At 69.3% G+C, this 15,796-nt stretch carries 14 protein-coding genes; 4 read left to right on the forward strand and 10 right to left on the reverse strand.

The window, feature by feature from the left end:
- Positions 1–8: 8 nt before the first annotated feature.
- A complete protein-coding gene (locus JHL17_RS18275) occupies positions 9–1,367 on the forward strand; it encodes an ATP-binding cassette domain-containing protein (protein WP_247893635.1) in 1,359 nt (452 codons plus the stop codon).
- A gap of 51 nt (positions 1,368–1,418) precedes the next feature.
- Here JHL17_RS18275 and JHL17_RS18280 read toward each other — a convergent pair whose 3' ends face one another.
- The 7 genes from JHL17_RS18280 to JHL17_RS37125 all read right to left on the reverse strand — a co-directional run bounded on the left by JHL17_RS18280 (position 1,419) and on the right by JHL17_RS37125 (position 8,043).
- On the reverse strand, positions 1,419–3,434 hold the full coding sequence (locus tag JHL17_RS18280) for a TonB-dependent receptor plug domain-containing protein (RefSeq protein ID WP_200195191.1): 2,016 nt from the start codon (positions 3,432–3,434) through the stop codon (positions 1,419–1,421).
- Positions 3,435–3,745: 311 nt separating this feature from the next.
- Positions 3,746–4,417 carry a nitrogen fixation protein NifQ gene (locus JHL17_RS18285; protein ID WP_345773834.1) on the reverse strand — a complete coding sequence of 224 codons (672 nt, stop codon included), beginning with the start codon at positions 4,415–4,417 and terminating at the stop codon, positions 3,746–3,748.
- 213 nt (positions 4,418–4,630) lie between these two features.
- On the reverse strand, positions 4,631–4,954 hold the full coding sequence (locus JHL17_RS37115) for a LysR substrate-binding domain-containing protein (protein ID WP_247893636.1): 324 nt from the start codon (positions 4,952–4,954) through the stop codon (positions 4,631–4,633).
- Positions 4,933–5,256, reverse strand: coding sequence for a LysR family transcriptional regulator (locus tag JHL17_RS37120; protein WP_247893637.1), 324 nt, complete (start codon positions 5,254–5,256; stop codon positions 4,933–4,935). The genes JHL17_RS37115 and JHL17_RS37120 overlap by 22 nt, the downstream gene beginning before the upstream one ends.
- 89 nt (positions 5,257–5,345) lie before the next feature.
- Positions 5,346–5,939, reverse strand: a complete 594-nt coding sequence (locus JHL17_RS18295; protein ID WP_247893638.1) for a DUF2478 domain-containing protein — start codon at positions 5,937–5,939, stop codon at positions 5,346–5,348.
- 2 nt (positions 5,940–5,941) lie between these two features.
- Positions 5,942–6,781, reverse strand: coding sequence for a substrate-binding domain-containing protein (locus JHL17_RS18300; protein WP_200195193.1), 840 nt, complete (start codon positions 6,779–6,781; stop codon positions 5,942–5,944).
- On the reverse strand, positions 6,778–8,043 hold the full coding sequence (locus tag JHL17_RS37125) for a DUF2325 domain-containing protein (protein WP_247893639.1): 1,266 nt from the start codon (positions 8,041–8,043) through the stop codon (positions 6,778–6,780). Before JHL17_RS37125 ends, JHL17_RS18300 begins: the two co-directional genes overlap by 4 nt.
- Before the next feature lie 216 nt (positions 8,044–8,259).
- On the opposite strand from JHL17_RS37125, the gene JHL17_RS18310 reads away from it, so the two are divergent.
- The 3 genes from JHL17_RS18310 (at position 8,260) to JHL17_RS18320 (ending at position 10,949) form a co-directional block, all read left to right on the forward strand.
- The gene (locus tag JHL17_RS18310) at positions 8,260–9,051 is read left to right on the forward strand and encodes a TOBE domain-containing protein (protein ID WP_200195195.1); all 792 of its coding nucleotides are present in this window, start codon (positions 8,260–8,262) and stop codon (positions 9,049–9,051) included.
- Between the two features lie 227 nt (positions 9,052–9,278).
- On the forward strand, positions 9,279–10,091 hold the full coding sequence (locus tag JHL17_RS18315) for an amino acid kinase family protein (RefSeq protein WP_200195197.1): 813 nt from the start codon (positions 9,279–9,281) through the stop codon (positions 10,089–10,091).
- A gap of 12 nt (positions 10,092–10,103) precedes the next feature.
- Positions 10,104–10,949: an amino acid kinase family protein gene (locus JHL17_RS18320; RefSeq protein WP_200195199.1), complete on the forward strand. Its 846-nt coding sequence runs from the start codon at positions 10,104–10,106 to the stop codon at positions 10,947–10,949.
- Between the two features lie 118 nt (positions 10,950–11,067).
- Here the strand turns inward: JHL17_RS18320 and ptsP are convergent, their stop codons facing one another.
- The 3 genes from ptsP to JHL17_RS18335 are packed head-to-tail and all read right to left on the reverse strand — an operon-like array spanning position 11,068 to position 15,776.
- Positions 11,068–13,386: a phosphoenolpyruvate--protein phosphotransferase gene (gene ptsP / locus JHL17_RS18325; RefSeq protein ID WP_425599632.1), complete on the reverse strand. Its 2,319-nt coding sequence runs from the start codon at positions 13,384–13,386 to the stop codon at positions 11,068–11,070.
- Positions 13,387–13,390: 4 nt separating this feature from the next.
- Positions 13,391–14,488, reverse strand: a complete 1,098-nt coding sequence (locus JHL17_RS18330) for an NAD(P)H-dependent flavin oxidoreductase (protein WP_200195201.1) — start codon at positions 14,486–14,488, stop codon at positions 13,391–13,393.
- Positions 14,489–14,540: 52 nt separating this feature from the next.
- Positions 14,541–15,776, reverse strand: a complete 1,236-nt coding sequence (locus JHL17_RS18335) for an aspartate kinase (RefSeq protein WP_200195268.1) — start codon at positions 15,774–15,776, stop codon at positions 14,541–14,543.
- Positions 15,777–15,796 lie beyond the last annotated feature (20 nt).

The following is a 15,796-nucleotide window of genomic DNA, read 5'->3' on the forward strand; positions in this document are numbered from 1 at the left end:
AGCGACCGATGAAGCCACCCATCGTCATACTGGGCAACGGAGCGCCGTGGCTGCGACTCGGCCGCATCCATCTGACGGCTGGGCAATGCGGGCTGATCACCGGACCGACCGGCACCGGCAAGACCAGCGTGTTGCGGGCGCTCGCCGGTCTGCCGGGGCATGACGGACAGGTGATGGCGGTCGATGGCGGCATTGCGGTGCCGAGGGAGGCGGCCTGTCCGGTCGCCTTCGTACCGCAGATTCCCGACGTTCCGCTGCGCTCCGGTCCCGTCGAGGCGGCGGTGGAAGCGGCCAGTGTCGCCAGCCACCGCTTCCGTTCCCGGTCGGCTGCGGAAAGCCCGGTCCGGGTCGCCGACGCCTTGCGCGAGGTCGGGCTGGAGGGTGCCGTCGGCCGCAGGATCGAGACCTTGTCGATGGGCGAACGCCATCGCCTGGCCATCGCCGCCGCCCTGGCGGCCGATCCGGCGGTGCTGCTGCTCGACGAGCCCTTCGCGCTGCTGGATTCCGACGGCGTGCAGATGCTGCGCTCCGTCATCCGCCGGCGCCTCGCCATGGGGCGGATCCTGCTGATCAGCGAGCATCGGCCCGAGCGGATGACCGGCCTGCCCGCGGTCCATCTATGCATGCCGGCTCCGGATACCGGTACGGCGCCTGCCGTTCCGGATGAGGACAGCATGAGCGCGGAGCCGGGCAACTGGGCGCTGCCGGCGGCGCCGGTTCTGTGTGCCGAGGGGCTGCGGGTTCCGCGCGGCGACGGCACGCCGCTGTTCGACCGGCTGGCGATGACGCTGCCGGCGGGGCGGCGGTTCCATCTCAGCGGCGTCAACGGCGCGGGAAAGAGCAGGTTGCTGCGCTGTCTGATCGGAGCGGAACCGATGGAGGACGGCACCGTCACCATCGCCGACCTGCGCAATCCCAGCCCGCGCGACCTGCCGGGCCGCGTCGGCTTCCTGCCCCAGGACCCACCGCGCCATTTCTTCGCCGAGACGGTGCGGACGGAGATCGGCTTCGCCCTCACCCGTGCCGGCCTGTGCCCACCCGACCGGGCCGAGCGGGTCGACCGGGTGATCGCGCAATTCGGCCTGACGTCGCTGGCGGAGCGCTCTCCGCAGAGCCTGAGCGTCGGGGAGCGCCAGCTCGTCGCCCTGGCCGGGCTGGTGGCGGGACGCCCCCGCCTGTTCCTGCTCGACGAACCGCTGAGCGGGCTGGACCCGCAGCGCGCCGCCCATGCCCTGGCGGTGCTGGCCACCGCCGCCCGCCGTGACGGCTCCGCCGTCCTGCTGGCGAGCCACGGATCGCTGCCGGTTCCCGGCTGGGCCGACCGCAGCCTGCGCCTGGAGAATGGCCGCCTGCACGCCGTGGCGTGAGGCGGCCGCCATCGGGCGCTTGACCGGTTCGGTTCAAGCGCCCGGCCAGGATCAGAAGCTGTAGCGTGCGGTGACGAACATCGTCCGGCCCGGCTCCGGGAAGCCGTCGGCCAGCGAATAGTTGGCGTCGAACAGGTTGCGTACCCCGGCCGACAGCTGTGCGTTGGCGGTCAGGTCGTAGCTGGCCTGGAGATTGGCCAGGGCATACCCACCGTTGCCGAGGAACACGGTGCCCGCGGTGCTCTGGCTGTAGCGGCCGCTCGCCGCCTCGACGCTCGGGACGATGCCGAGCTGTTCGGTCGGCCGCCAGTCGGCATGCAGGAAGACCTTGTGGTTCGGCGTGCCGACCGCCCTCAAGTTCGGGATGTTGGGGTCGGACAGCGTCCGGATGGTCAGCGTGTAATTGCCGCCGACCTCCAGCGTCGGGGTCAGTCTGGTGGTGACGGCGACCTCGAAACCGCGGTAGAGGCCGGAGGCCATGTTGCGGCTCTGCGTCGTCGCCTGGCCGTTGATGACGATCGGCGCGTTGGCGATCACGTCGCGCAGGCGGCTGAGGAAGACGGCGCCCTCGACACGGGTGGACCCGAAGCGCTCCGAGGCGCCGATCTCGTAGTTGATCGCCTTTTCCGGCTTCAGGTCGGGATTGGAGGCGGTGCCGTTGAAGCGGGTGCTGAAGCGCTCGAAGATGCTGGGGAAGCGGCTGCGGGCGGAGATGCTGGCATGCGCCTCGCCGGTCTTGGAAAAGCGGTAGACCACGGCACCCTGGGCATTGGTGGCGTCGCTGTCGGCGCGCCTGTAGTCGATCATCGAGCCGGTGGCGGTGCCGTTCCAGTCCTGCGCCTCATGCAGGCGGCGCCAGTCGTGGCTGGCGCCGATCACGATGTCCAGCGCCTCCGTGGCATGGAAGCTGTTCTCCAGCGCGACCGACCAGGTGTCCTCCAGGTCCCGCTGCTTGGGCTCCAGGAAATTGCCGGGGTAGAGGCGCTGCCATTCCTTGTGGTCGTCGCGGCGGAAATGCAGGGCGCCCTTCAGCGTGTTCATCGGGATCAGGTCGGTGCCCAGTTCGGCGCTGCCGCCATAGGCCTTGTCATCATAGTAACTGCGGAAGGAGCGTGACGTCGCCTGCCGCGTCAGGCCGGCATCGTCGAAGGCGTAAAGCCCGTTCTGGAAGGTGTTGTAGTAGAGCTTGGTCTTTGCGTAGGACGCGCTGCCGAGCTTGGTGTTCGACAGCCAATAGACGCTCTGCAAATCCCAGTAGGGCCAGCTCCAGTAGCGCTGGTTGGCGACGCTGTCGTTCACGTTCAGCGGAGCGCCCTTCCTGCCCGACTGCTTCTGGACATTGATCGAGTATTCATCGGTGTCGTTGGGCGTGAAGCCGGCCTTCAGGTTGACCGACCAATCGGCGGTCTGCGACTGGTCGCGGTTGCCGCCATTCTCCGACGCCACCGGCTTGAAGCTCTCCGGCAGGCGGCTGTGGGTGGTCTCGGTCCTGGTGCCGCTGGCTTGCAGGTAGAAGCGCTCCTGCCGGGTGCCGGCCATGCCGTAGGTGGTGTAGCCGCCCAGGGCCGCCCGGTTGTCGAAGGACAGTCCCTGGCGCAGTTCCGCTTCGAAGGCGCGGGTCGGCTTGCGGGTGACGAGGTTGATGGCGCCGCCCATGGCGCCCGGTCCGTCCAGCACCGAGGCGTAGCCCTTCGACACCTGGATTTCCGACAAATCGGGGGTCAGCAGGCGGCCGAAATCGAGCCGGTTGTCGGCGGGAAGATAGATGCGCACGCCATCCATCATCACCGGAATCTGGTAGCGGTCGAAGCCGCGGATGTAGACCAGCCGTTCGTTGCGCTGCCCGCCGGTCGCCGACGACGTGACGCCGGGAATGATGTCCATCGCCTGATCGAGCGACTGCTTGTTGAAGGTCTGCATCTCGTCCGCCGACAGGCTGGAACCGCCGACAGGCTGCCCGGCCGCCTGGGCCGACACGTTGATCTGGCCGAGCGTGAAGACGCCGGCCCCGGCATTGACGGCCGGATCGCTGGCGGCATCGGCGGCGAACGCCCCACCACCGGTCAACACCCCAATCGTGAACGTGATATACAAATGGGAATTACGCATCTCGCCCCCAAGAAAAGCCGTTTCCGTCTCGCCGGCGCAGCAGGCCCCCTGCCAGCCCCACCTGCTATCCGCCGTCGATGTATCTGTACGGATATATCGACTGTGGCCGCCCTGTCAAAAGGCTCCCTGTCTCGGAGCAGGGTGATGCGTCACCTCGCCAGGGCGTGCAGCGATTCCGGGTGCGCTTTCAGCGCTGCCCCAAGCTGCCGGACCGATTTTCCATCACAAGGCCCCAGCGGGTTATCGGACCGCACCGGCATTTCCGGTCATCATGGCCCGTGCGGCCTCGTCGGGATGATGTCGCCATAGCAGTCGGAATAATGGGCGCAGGCATCGCAGACGGTTGGCCGGTCGGTGGGCCGGCCTTCGGCGTGGAGCCGCTCGTAGAAGAAGCGTTTCCAGCGCAGCTTGCGGGTGTTGGCGGACGCCAGCGGATGGAAATGGCGCCGGAGCAGGTCCGCCAGGGAGTTGCGCCCCGCCAGTCCGAGGGAGCGCCAGAGATGGTCGTTCTCCAAACAGGCCCGCGCGATGATGACGGCGAAGGCCGCGGCAATCGGCTGGTCCGTACTGCGGTTGCGCAGCAGCAGGCCGAGGAAGTCCTCCTCTTCGCGCTTCAACCGCAGGATCTCCGGCCGCAGGATCTCCGGCGCGGCCAAGTCGATGGAGACGAGGCAGGCGTGGTGATGCTCCGCGTCCGCGTCGGCCAGACGATGGACGTGCCGGGAGAAGCAGCGCCCCGGCGTCCAGCCGGCGGCGGCCTCCGGGAAGACGGTCCCGACCAGGGCGCCCAGCCTGTCCGGGGGCAGCCCCAACGCGCACGGGTAGGGTGCCGAAGCGTCGCTGCAGCGGCGCAGCAGCATGCGCCCGAGATCCTGCGTATCGGCAAGGCCGCCGGATACCGAGCACGCCATCAGGCGATGGTAAGCCGCCGAGTCCGTCACGTCCGCCTCTCAGTGATCGCGCTCATCCGTATCTAGCGGCAGATGCCCGCTCGTGCCAAGGGGAGGCTCTCGGGGCGGGTCATCCGCGTCGGTCAGGCGGGACCCGTCGCCTTGAACCGCGCGGCCTCCTCCGAGCCGCCGGTGGCGTTGCCGGCGCTGTAGGAGTGGGCACCGACCCCGGCCAACCTGCCGCCGTCGACGATCAGATACTCGTCACGGATCGACCGGCCTTCGAACCAGCATTCCAGGATCCCGCGGGTGCCGGCAGCGTAGCGGGTCTGCGCCGACAGCGAGGTGCCGGAGATGTGCGGGGTCATGCCGGTTGGTGCGGTGGGTGGCGAAGGCGTAGCGCTCGCGGTACAGCGACATGCGGCGGACATTGTCCAGCGGCTCGTTGTCGAGATAGGTCAGGCCGCCATCCAGCTCGAAGGCGTCCAAGCCTTGCTGGATGGCGCGCGAGGTCATCGACCGGATCTCGACGGTGGCGGCCGGGTGGGCAGCGGCGAAGCGGGCGGTCAGATAGGACACCGCCGGCATTGCCGTCGGCACCCCCCCAGCCCCAACGTGCCGGTCAGCCCCTGACGCAACCCCGACAGATCGGCGCGCAGGCTTTCGTAATCGGTGAGGATTTGCCGCCCCCAGGCCAGCACCGTTTCACCTTCCGGCGTCAGGCCGAGGAAACGGTGGCCACGCACCACCAGCGGCACCTGGAGATCCTCTTCCAGCTTGCGGATGGCGGCCGAGAGCGTCGGCTGCGCGACGTTGCAGGCGTCCGCGGCCCGCGCGAAGTGCTTTTCGCGGGCGAGCGTGACGAGATAGGACAGGTGACGAACCAGCATGCGCGTGTCCCCATCGGTCCGGACGCGCCGCCCGGCGCGTGGGAGCCGGCCCCTTCTGTCTGACGATGATGGCGTGGCGGGGATCGCGGTTACTTGTCGCGCTCGCACGCCGTCGGGGGACGTCCGCCCGGCGGTGCCCGCCACAGCGACACCCACCAGCGGTCCAGCGCGGCACGGTCGCAAGGCAGCCTGACGGTCAGCCCGTTGGCAAGATCGAGCCAGTGGGGGATCAATGCCTCGGGCACCGCGATGACCGCCGGCACCTCGCGCAGCATCGCGAGGTGCAGGACGTCGAGCAGGCCGGAGCCGTTGAGTTCCTGCCAGCCGAAGCGGTTCAGCACGACGATGTCGGGTCGCCCTTCGACCAGAGCGGCCAGCCGCCGTCCGATGTCGGCCAGCGCCTCGCCGCCGGGATCCTCATCGGGAGAGGGAGTGCCCTGGCCGGAAAGCAGGCGGAAGCCGTGCGCCGCCCGTCCTTCCAACGGTGCCTCCCGGCGGACCTGCACGATCCCCACCGCGTCGAAGCCCTCAGTCTGCAGGTCGAGCAGGAACCCGGAGAGCAGCCTGTCGGGATCGTCCGTGCCGCCATAGACGACCGCCGCGACGTCGGAGCGGTCGTCGAACGGGGGCCGGACCGGGGGCATGCCGGCGAGGGACGGGTGTCCGTGGAGGGGGCGGGGCATGGTCAGCGCTCCCCGTCCGACGGCAGGCCGACCGGGTCGAAACCGAAGCGCGCCAGCGTCGCCTGCCCTTCCGGCGACAGGATCGCCAGCATCAGCCCGACGGCGGCCGGCTTCTGAAGGCTGGTGATCGCCAGGCCATATTCGGGACCGGTGGCGTAGGGTGGCGGAACCGGCACCACCTGGAGGTCGGGCGTGGCCTGGCGCCGCTGCTCGGCGCCGCTGCAATAGGCGATCATGACGGTGATGTCGCCGCGCGCGAAGGCCGAGGCGATGGGGTCGGGATCGGACGGGTCGGCCGCGGTGCTGCCGCCGACGATCTTCTTCGCCTTGGCGTCGAGCGTGGCGAAGGCGCCGGGATGGTGCTGCCCGATCCGCTGGAACATCTCCCAGGTGTAGTCGCCGCCGGGGTCGGCCTTGGGCGTCGAGGTGCCGATCCGGACCGACGGGTCGAGCAGCCGTTCGGCGAAGGAGGCCGGCTCCAGCCTGGCGTCGGGTTTGGCGAAGGCGCACAGCCGGTTGCGGGTGAACATCACCGCGGCGGCGGCCCGCCCGTCCTTGCGCAGGGTCAGCGCATGCCCCATGTCGGCCGAGGTGAAGAGATCGACCGCCTCGCCCGCCTCGATCCGGTCGCGCATCAGGCCGGACGGTCCGAAGGCGGTGCGCACGCTGTTGCCGGTCGCCTTGGCATAGTCGGCGGCGATGGCGGTCATCGCGGCGCGCAGGCTGCCCGCCCCATAGAGAACGAGGTCCTCGGCACGGGCCGTGGACACAGGGGCGGCCGACATGGCGGCGGCAGTGGCTGCCAGCAGCGTCAGGGTGGCAAGGCGGCGGAGCGGACTCATGGATCCTCGACCTCGATCGGTGGGGCGGCGATGGCCGCGATGAAGCTGGCGATGCTGGCGCTGCGCAGCGGGACGAAGGGTTTGCCGGCCTGACGGCACAGCGTCTTGATGCGTCCGGCGGCGGCATGGCTGACGCAGTCCACCGGAAAGAAGGCGATGTCGGCCTGGCTGATCAGACCGGGCAGCAGGGCCGCGTTGTCCTCGACCCCGCCATCGTGGGCGAGCATCGTGCCGCCCCGCCGCTCGGTCAGCGTCCGCAGGGCGCCGATCAGGCCGGGCCGTCCGCCGACATAGAGCAGGCGCCGGCCGGCGAGATGGCCTGGGCCGGCATCCTCGCCGCATCCCCGCCCGCACGCGCCCTCCTCGGCCAACGCCGCTTCGAAGGCGGCCAATTCGGCCTGGAGCGCCCTTTCCCGTGCTTGCAGAGCGGCGATGCTCCTGGCCGCGGCCCGCAAGGACTCCTCGGTTTCCGCCAGCCGCGCGGCAAGGGCCGCTGCATGCGCCTTCTCGTCGTTCAGCTTGCGCCGCAAAACGTCGGCAGTATCGGCTGTGACCGGCACTGCGGCCGGTTCGTTTCTTGTCCGGGCGGCCAGGACCTCCAAGGCCTCCAGCCGGAGCAACACCCCGGCCCGCTCCTCCGCCGCTCTCTTCAGCCGCGCCTGCTGGCGGGAAATGGTGTCGTCACGCTCGGCCAGGGCCTGTTCGGTCCGGCGCAGCCGCGCGATGTCGAGCCGGTTCGAGGAACCGACCATGTGCGACAGCATATGGACCTCGCCGAACACCTCCTGCGCCAGGACGATGTCGGTGGCGGGGTGGGTCAGCACGGCCCAATAGGCACCGGGGATGTCGCCCTGCTCGAAGGACTGGAGCCAGAGCCGGCGGACCTCCTCGGCCGTGCCGGCCTTGGCGAAGCGGCGGACCGCCGTGTCATGGCGCCGGTCCAGCGTCTTGTGCAGCAGCTTGCCGGCCGTGCCGCGTTGCCCGGCCAACTGGACGCCACGACCATGCAGGGTGTGATCGGTTGCGGTGCGGGCGTCGGCCTCACCCAGCTTGACGAAGAACTGGCGCAGTTCGCCGGTGCTCAGGCAGGTGCCGATGACGGAGCAATGCAGGTTCGGCGCGATGTCCCAGATGCGGGCGCGCCGCGTGCCGGCCGGAAGCCCGGGCGGATCGGGAAAGGCGGCGGCCCATTCGTCATGAAGCAGCGCGCCGACCGCGCCGGCGGCGGACCTGCGAAGAACCGGGAGATGGACCATCGGCATGCCCGCACCTCTATATTCAAACGGATATAGCGTATCAGGCTCGGCAAGGGTCGGGCAATCCTCCTGTGGCATGTCCTTGCAGGCAGAGGCCGGGCTGCCCATTCCCGTCGCGACCGGCGACAGCCGCCGTTCCCTCACCGGAAAAAAGTCCGTGATAAGCCCAGTAAATCTATGGTTATATAGTATAACTATATAACCATATCCACGAGGTCGGCCATGCCGATTCGCGCCCAGCTATCCTTCGCCGCGGCCAACGCGTCGCCGGTCGGCGCGGACCGCATCCGGCTGCTGGAGGCGGTGGCGCGGGAGGGCAGCATCTCCGCTGCGGCGCGGGCGGTCGGCATCACCTACAAGGCGGCCTGGGACGCCGTCGACGCGATGAACAACCTGTTCGGCCGCCCCCTGGTCGATGGCAGGGCCGGCGGGCGCAAAGGCGGCGGCGCCGTCCTGACGCCGGAGGGGGCGCGGGTGGTGACGGTCTTCCACCATCTGGAGGGCGAGATGGCGCGGGTGCTGACCGCGATGCAGCCGGAACCGGACGGGAGCGGCCTGTCCGCGGCGACCTTGATGTGGGGGCTTTTCATGCGGACCAGCGCACGCAACGCACTTGGCGGAACGGTCACCGCCATCACCGACGGGGCGGTGAACGCCGAAGTGACGCTCGCCTTGTCGGACCAGGTGGCGCTGACCGCCGTCATCACCCGCGACAGCGTGCGCGAACTCGGACTGTTCCCGGGGCGCGAAGCGACCGCGCTGATCAAGTCGTCCTTCGTCATCCTCGCCCCGGCGGACGAGGCACGCCGCACCTCGGCGCGCAACCGGATCGAAGGCATCGTCGCCCACCGCGAGGACGGTGCGGTCAACAGCGAGGTGACGCTCGACATCGGCGACGGCAAGACGCTGGTCGCCATCGTCACGCTGGCGGCGGCGAAGGATCTCGGCTTCGCGGCCGGCGACCCGGCCTGTGCCCTCATCGACGCCTCCCACGTCATCCTCGCCACGAACTGACCGTTTCCAAGGCCGCCGGCAGCACGGCCCAACAGATGGGCACGTTATGAGCCACGACTTTATAACGCTATGAAATGTAAAGATATTTCCCGTTTCTCCATTGACGGATCGGGGAGAAGGAGCGCAACTTTCCGCCGGTTCCTGGCGCGTATCGAGCCTATCCCGTCACGATGGTCGGCGGCGGCGGGCAAGGCGCCGACACGGATTGACGAAAGGGAAGCTTCCCGATGACCGAAACGACGGCGGCGCTCGAAGCGCTCCTCATGCAGCGATCCCTGACCGACGCGCAGCTCGAAGCGGCGGCGGAGACGGCGGCGGACTTCCGCATCCTGCCGGATGCCACGGTGCTCAAGATCGGCGGACAGAGCGTCATCGACCGTGGCCGCGCGGCCGTCTATCCGCTGGTGGACGAGATCGTCGCCGCCCGCAAGGCCCACAAGCTGCTGATCGGCACCGGCGCCGGCACCCGCGCCCGCCACCTCTATTCGATCGCCGCCGGCCTCAACCTGCCGGCCGGCGTGCTGGCGCAGCTCGGCGCCTCGGTGGCCGACCAGAACGCCGCGATGCTGGGTCAGCTCCTGGCGAAGCACGGCATCTCGGCGGTCGACGGCGCCGGCCTGTCGACGGTTCCGCTCTATCTGGCCGAAGTGAACGGCGTGGTCTTCAGCGGCATGCCGCCCTACAAGCTGTGGATCCGCCCGGCCGCCGAGAGCGTGATCCCGCCCTACCGCACCGACGCCGGCTGCTTCCTGGTCGCCGAGCAGTTCGGCTGCAAGGCGATGATCTATGTGAAGGACGAGGACGGCCTCTACACCGCGAACCCGAAGACGTCGAAGGACGCCACCTTCATCCCCAAGATCTCGGTCGACGAGATGAAGGCGAAGGGGCTGCAGGATTCGATCCTCGAATTCCCGGTGCTCGACCTGCTGCAGCAGGCGCGCCATGTCCGTCAGGTGCAGATCGTGAACGGGCTCGTTCCCGGCAATCTCACCCGTGCGCTCGCCGGCGAGCCTGTCGGCACCATCATCACCGCGCGCTGAAGGGCCACCGCCATGTCCGATACCACCACCAGCATCAAGCATGTGGTCTCCCCGCTCGCGCGCCAGACCCTCCTCGACAGCGAGCTGACCCGTCCCGTCGCCGGGGTGCGGCCGATCCGGCTGCTGCCCTGGCTGCAGGTCGTCAAGATCGGCGGCCGCTCCATCATGGACCGCGGTGCCGACGCCATCCTTCCGGTCGTGAAGGAAATCCGCGAGCTGCTGCCCGAACACCGCCTGCTCATCCTGACCGGCGCCGGCATCCGCGCCCGCCATCTCTACGGCGTCGGGCTCGACCTCGGCCTGCCGGTCGGGTCGCTGGCGCCGCTCGCCGCGAGCGAGGCCGGGCAGAACGGCCACATCCTCGCCTCGCTGCTGGCGCCGGACGGCGTCTCCTACGTCGAGCATCCGACCATCGCGAACCAGCTCGCCATCCATCTGGCGGCGGCGCGGGCGGTCGTCGGCAGCGCCTTTCCGCCCTATCACCACCACGAGTTCCCGGGATCGCGCATCCCGCCGCACCGGGCCGATGCCGGCGCCTTCCTGCTGGCCGACGCGCTCGGTGCCGCCGGACTGACCATCGTGGAGGACGTGGACGGCATCTGCACCACCGACCCGAACGGTCCCGACGGGGAGACCGCGGAGCTGCTGCGCGAGGTAAGCGCCGCCGATCTCGCACGCTTCGCAGGCACCCTGCCGGTGGACCGGTCGCTGCCGGAGATCATGGCGAACGCGCGCCACCTCGAGCATGTGCAGATCGTGAACGGGCTTGTGCCCGGCCGGTTGACCGCCGCGCTGCGCGGCGAGCATGTTGGGACCATTGTCCACACCGGCATCCGCACCGGCGCCCAGCCGGCCTGACGGGCGATGATCGGCTGACGGAGCCGACAAGAGGAAAAATCAAGGGGAAAGGGCGGGGCCATGACGGCTCCGCCCTTTCTCTTTTGAGGCTTCTTTTGAAACCGGGGGGCAAAGACCCTCAGATGATCACGCCGTGATCCCTGCCGAAGGTCTTCAGCTTGTCGCGCAGGCTGTGGTCGGCGCCGGTGTAGAGCCCGCTCATGTATTGCCGCAGGGCGGCGACGTCGAGCGAGCGCAGCATGGTCTTCACCGGGCCGACCGACGGCGGCGACATCGACAGGGTGCGGAAGCCGACGCCGATCAGCGCCATGGCGTCGAGCGGCCGACCGGCCATCTCGCCGCAGATGCTGAGCGACACCTTGTGCCGGGCGCATTCGTCGACCAGCCGGCGCATCACGCACAGCATCGACGGCGACAGCGGGTCGTAGCGGGTCGAGGTGCGCGGGTTGCCGCGGTCGGCGGCGAACAGATACTGCATCAGGTCGTTGGACCCGACCGACAGGAAGTCCAGCTTGGGCAGCAGCGCCGGAAGTTGCCACAACAGCGACGGCACTTCCAGCATGGTGCCGACGCGCAGGCCGCTGGGCGGCGCCAGCCCTTGGGCCTCCAGCCGCTTCAGCTCCAGTTCCAGCAGGCGGCGCGCGCCGTCGAACTCGGCGACCTCGGCGATCATCGGGAACATCACCGACAACGGCCGGCCGGCGGCGGCCAGCAGCAAGGCCCGCAGCTGCTGGCGCAGCAGCGACGGGTGGTCGAGCCCGATGCGCACGGCGCGCCAGCCCAGCGCCGGGTTCTCCTCCTCGCCGCCGGTCATATAGGGCAGCATCTTGTCGCCGCCGACATCCAGCGTGCGGAAGACGACCGGCTTGTCGCCGACCTCGTCCATGATGCGGGAATAGAGGGTGGTCTGCGCCGTCACGTCGGGGTAGGAGGCGCGGACCATGAAGGGAATTTCGGTGCGGTAGAGCCCGACTCCCTCCGCCCCGCTGGCGGTCAGGTGCGGCAGGTCGATCAGCAGGCCGCAGTTCAGCTGGATGGAGATCGGCACGCCGTCGCGCGTCACCGAGGGCAGGTTGCGGATCTCCGCATACATCTGCTCCTTGCGGTGCTGCAACGCCACCGCCTCGGAGAAGGCCATCTGGATGTCTTCGGCCGGGCGGATGAAGACCTGCCCGTGGTCGCCGTCGACGATCAGCTGGTCGAGCGGCTCGATCCGGTTCAGCGCGTCGCCCGCCTGCACCACCGGGATGTTGAGCGCGCGGGCGACGATGCAGACATGGCTGGCCGGCGACCCTTCTTCCAGCAGCAGGCCGCGCAGGCGGGTGCGGTCGTAATCCAGCAACTCCGCCGGCCCCATCGAGCGGGCGACCAGGATCATGTCGTCCGGCAGGGTCGCGCCATCGGTGCCGTTGGTCTTGCCGGCCAGATGTTGCAGCAACCTGTTGGTCAGATCCTCGAAATCCATCAACCGTTCCCGGATGTAGGGATCGGTCAGATGGCTCATGCGGGCGCGGGTGTCGTTCTGCACCTGCTGCACCGCCGCTTCCGCCGTCAGGCCGACGCGGATCGCCTCGCGGATGCGCGACAGCCAGCCGCGGTCCTCGGCGAACATCCGGTAGGTCTCCAGGATGTCGCGCGGTTCGCTCAAGCCGGCCAGCGAGGCCGCCTCCAGCAGGTCGTCGATGGCGCTGTGCATGGTCTGCAGCGCGGTGTTGAAGCGCTCCAGCTCGGCGTCGGCATCCTCCGCCACCATCTGGCGGATGGTCAGCTGCGGCCGGTGGATCACGGCGAGGCCCATGGCCAGCCCGGCGCTCATCGCCGTGCCCGACAGGCGGGCCGGCAGCAGCACGGGGTCGCCGGTGGTGGTGACCTCCACCGGATTGACCAGCTCGCTCTGGGCCACCAGCTCGGCGACGACCATGGCGATGGTCTGGAGGGTTTCCACCTCCTCCTCGACATAGCGGCGGCGGTCCTTGTGCTGGATCACCAGCACGCCGCGCACCTTGCTGCCGCGCAGGATCGGCACGCCGGCCAGCGACTGGAACGGGTCCTCGCCGGTCTCCGGGCGGTAGGCGAAGCTGGGATGGGAGGGCGCATTGTCCAGCGCCACCGGCCGGGCGTGGCCGGCGATGTAGCCGACGATGCCCTCGCCGACGCGCAGGCGGGTGTTGTGGACGGCGGTCTTGTTCAGGCCCTCGGTGGAGAACAGCTCCAGCACCTCGCCGGCGCGCATGACGTAGCAGGAGCAGACGTCCGCCTTCATCTCCGCCGCGATCAGGGTGACGATCTTGTCCAGCCGGTCCTGCCCCGACCCCGACCCGGCCATGATGTCGCGCAGCCGGGCGAGCAGCCGGCGCGACGAGGTGCCGTCGAAGCGGGGCTGCATCCCCCCGCCCATACCACCGTCGCCGGTTGCCGTGTCGAGGGTGTCCGTCATGTCGCTACAGCGCTCCCACGGGCGGCTCGGCCATCAGGCTCCCCAATCCTGCCAACGATGCCTCATCCATCGACCGCCGGGCCAGCGCCGATTCGGCCTGGGCGATCAATTCGGCCAGAATGTCCGCCACCGGCTGTTCGCGGGTGACCAGCCCGACGCTCTGCCCGGCCATCAGGGAGCCGGTCTCCACGTCGCCCTCGACGACCGCGCGGCGCAGGGCGCCGGCCCAGAAATGCTCGATCTCCAGCATGCCTTCGTCGCGGCTCATGGTGCCGGCATCGACCCTGACGATGACGTCGCGCTGGAACTCCATGAAGCGCTTGGAGGCGTCGTTCGCCAGCGCCCGCACCGGGATGACGGGGAAGCGCGGGTCGATCTGCACCGAGGGCTGGGCATCGCGGGCCGACGCCCGGATGAAGGCCTGCTTGAAATTGGCATGGGCCACGCATTCGGTGGCGCAGACGAAGCGGGTGCCGACCTGCACGCCGGCCGCCCCCAGGTCGAGGTAGGAGAGGATCGCCTCGCCCCGTCCGATGCCGCCGGCGACGAACACCGGCACCTCGCGCAGGTCGGGCAGGATCTCCTGGGCCAGCACGGTGGTGGAGACCGGGCCGATATGGCCGCCGGCCTCGGTTCCCTCGATCACCAGCGCGTCGGCACCCTGCTTCACCAGCCGCCGGCCCGCCCCCAGCGTGGGGGCGAAGGCCATCGCCTTGGCCCCGCCGTCCTTGATGCGGCGCAGGGTGGCGCCGGACGGCAGGCCGCCGGCGACGACCACATGGCCGACGCGCTGCTCGCGGCAGACGTCGATCAGCTGGTCCAGCGCCGGGTGCATGTTGATGAGATTGACGCCGAACGGCCTGTCGGTCAGCGCCCGGGTGCCGGCGATCTCCACCGCCAGCTGGTCCGGGGCCATCGAGCCGCAGGCCAGCACGCCGAAGCCGCCGGCGTTGGAGATGGCGGAGACCAGATGCCGCTCCGACACCCAGCTCATGGCGCCGCCCATCACGGCGGTGCGGGTGCCGAGGAAGTCGCGGCCCCGCTGCCAGAGCCGGTCGAGCCGGGCCGATGCTGCCGCCGCGTATGATGTGGCGTCGGTCATGGCCGGCCCTCTCCTGCTGTTGCGGTCCCCGGCATCCGGGACCCACCTGCGCTCAGGCGGCGTCCAGGCCGTAGGCGGTGTGCAGGGCGCGCAGCGCCAGCTCCGCATACTCCTCGGCGATCAGGACCGAAATCTTGATCTCGGAGGTCGAGATGACCTGGATGTTGATGCCCTTGTCGGCCAGCGCCTTGAACATGCGCTGGGCGACGCCGGCATGGCTGCGCATGCCGACGCCGATGACCGACACCTTGACCACGTTGGCGTCCGACACGATGCGCTTGTAGTTCAGGGTGGACTGCGCGTCCTCCAGCACCTTCACGGCGCGGGCCAGATCGGCCTTGCCGACGGTGAAGGTCATGTCGGTCGACTTGCCGTCTTCCGACACGTTCTGGACGATCATGTCGACGTTGACGGCGTTGTCGGTCAGCGGACCGAAGATGGCGGCGGCGACGCCCGGCCGGTCGGCGACGCCGACCAGGGTGATCTTCGCCTCGTCGCGGCTATAGGCGATGCCGCTCACAACTTCCTTTTCCACGATCTCGTCCTCGTCAACAACCAGGGTTCCGGGAAGCGAACTGCCCGCAGCGGCTTCGAAGCTCGACAGCACCTGCACGCGCACGCGGTGGTTCATCGCCATCTCGACCGAGCGGGTCTGAAGCACCTTGGCCCCTTGCGAGGCCATCTCCAGCATCTCCTCGTAGGTGATCTTGTCGAGCTTGCGCGCCTTGGTGACGATGCGCGGGTCGGTGGTGTAGACGCCGTCGACGTCGGTGTAGATGTCGCAACGGTCGGCCTTCACCGCCGCCGCCAGCGCCACCGCCGAGGTGTCGGAGCCGCCGCGGCCCAGCGTGGTGATGCGGCCCTGCTCCGACACGCCCTGGAAGCCCGCGACCACGGCGACTTCGCCGGTCTGCAGGGATTTTTCCATCTCGGTGGTGTCGATCGAGACGATGCGCGCCTTGCCGTGGGTGTCGTCGGTGCGGATCGGAATCTGCCAGCCGGCCCAGGAGCGGGCGGGAATGCCGAGCGACTGCAGGGCGACGGCCAGGAGGCCGGAGGTCACCTGTTCGCCGCTGGCGACGACGGCGTCGTATTCGCGCGCGTCGTGCAGCTTGTCGATCTCGTTGCAGTATTTGACGAGCTGGTTGGTCACGCCGGACATCGCCGACACGACGACGGCGACCTGATGCCCCGCCTTCACCTCTTGCTCGACCTTCCGGGCCACGTTCTTGATCCGGTCGATGTCGCCGACCGACGTGCCTCCGAACTTCAGGACGATCCGCGCCATACCCCACACCATGTCTGGCC

Origin of the sequence: Azospirillum endophyticum, assembly GCF_016595245.1 — a bacterium.
Classification (GTDB): domain Bacteria; phylum Pseudomonadota; class Alphaproteobacteria; order Azospirillales; family Azospirillaceae; genus Azospirillum; species Azospirillum endophyticum.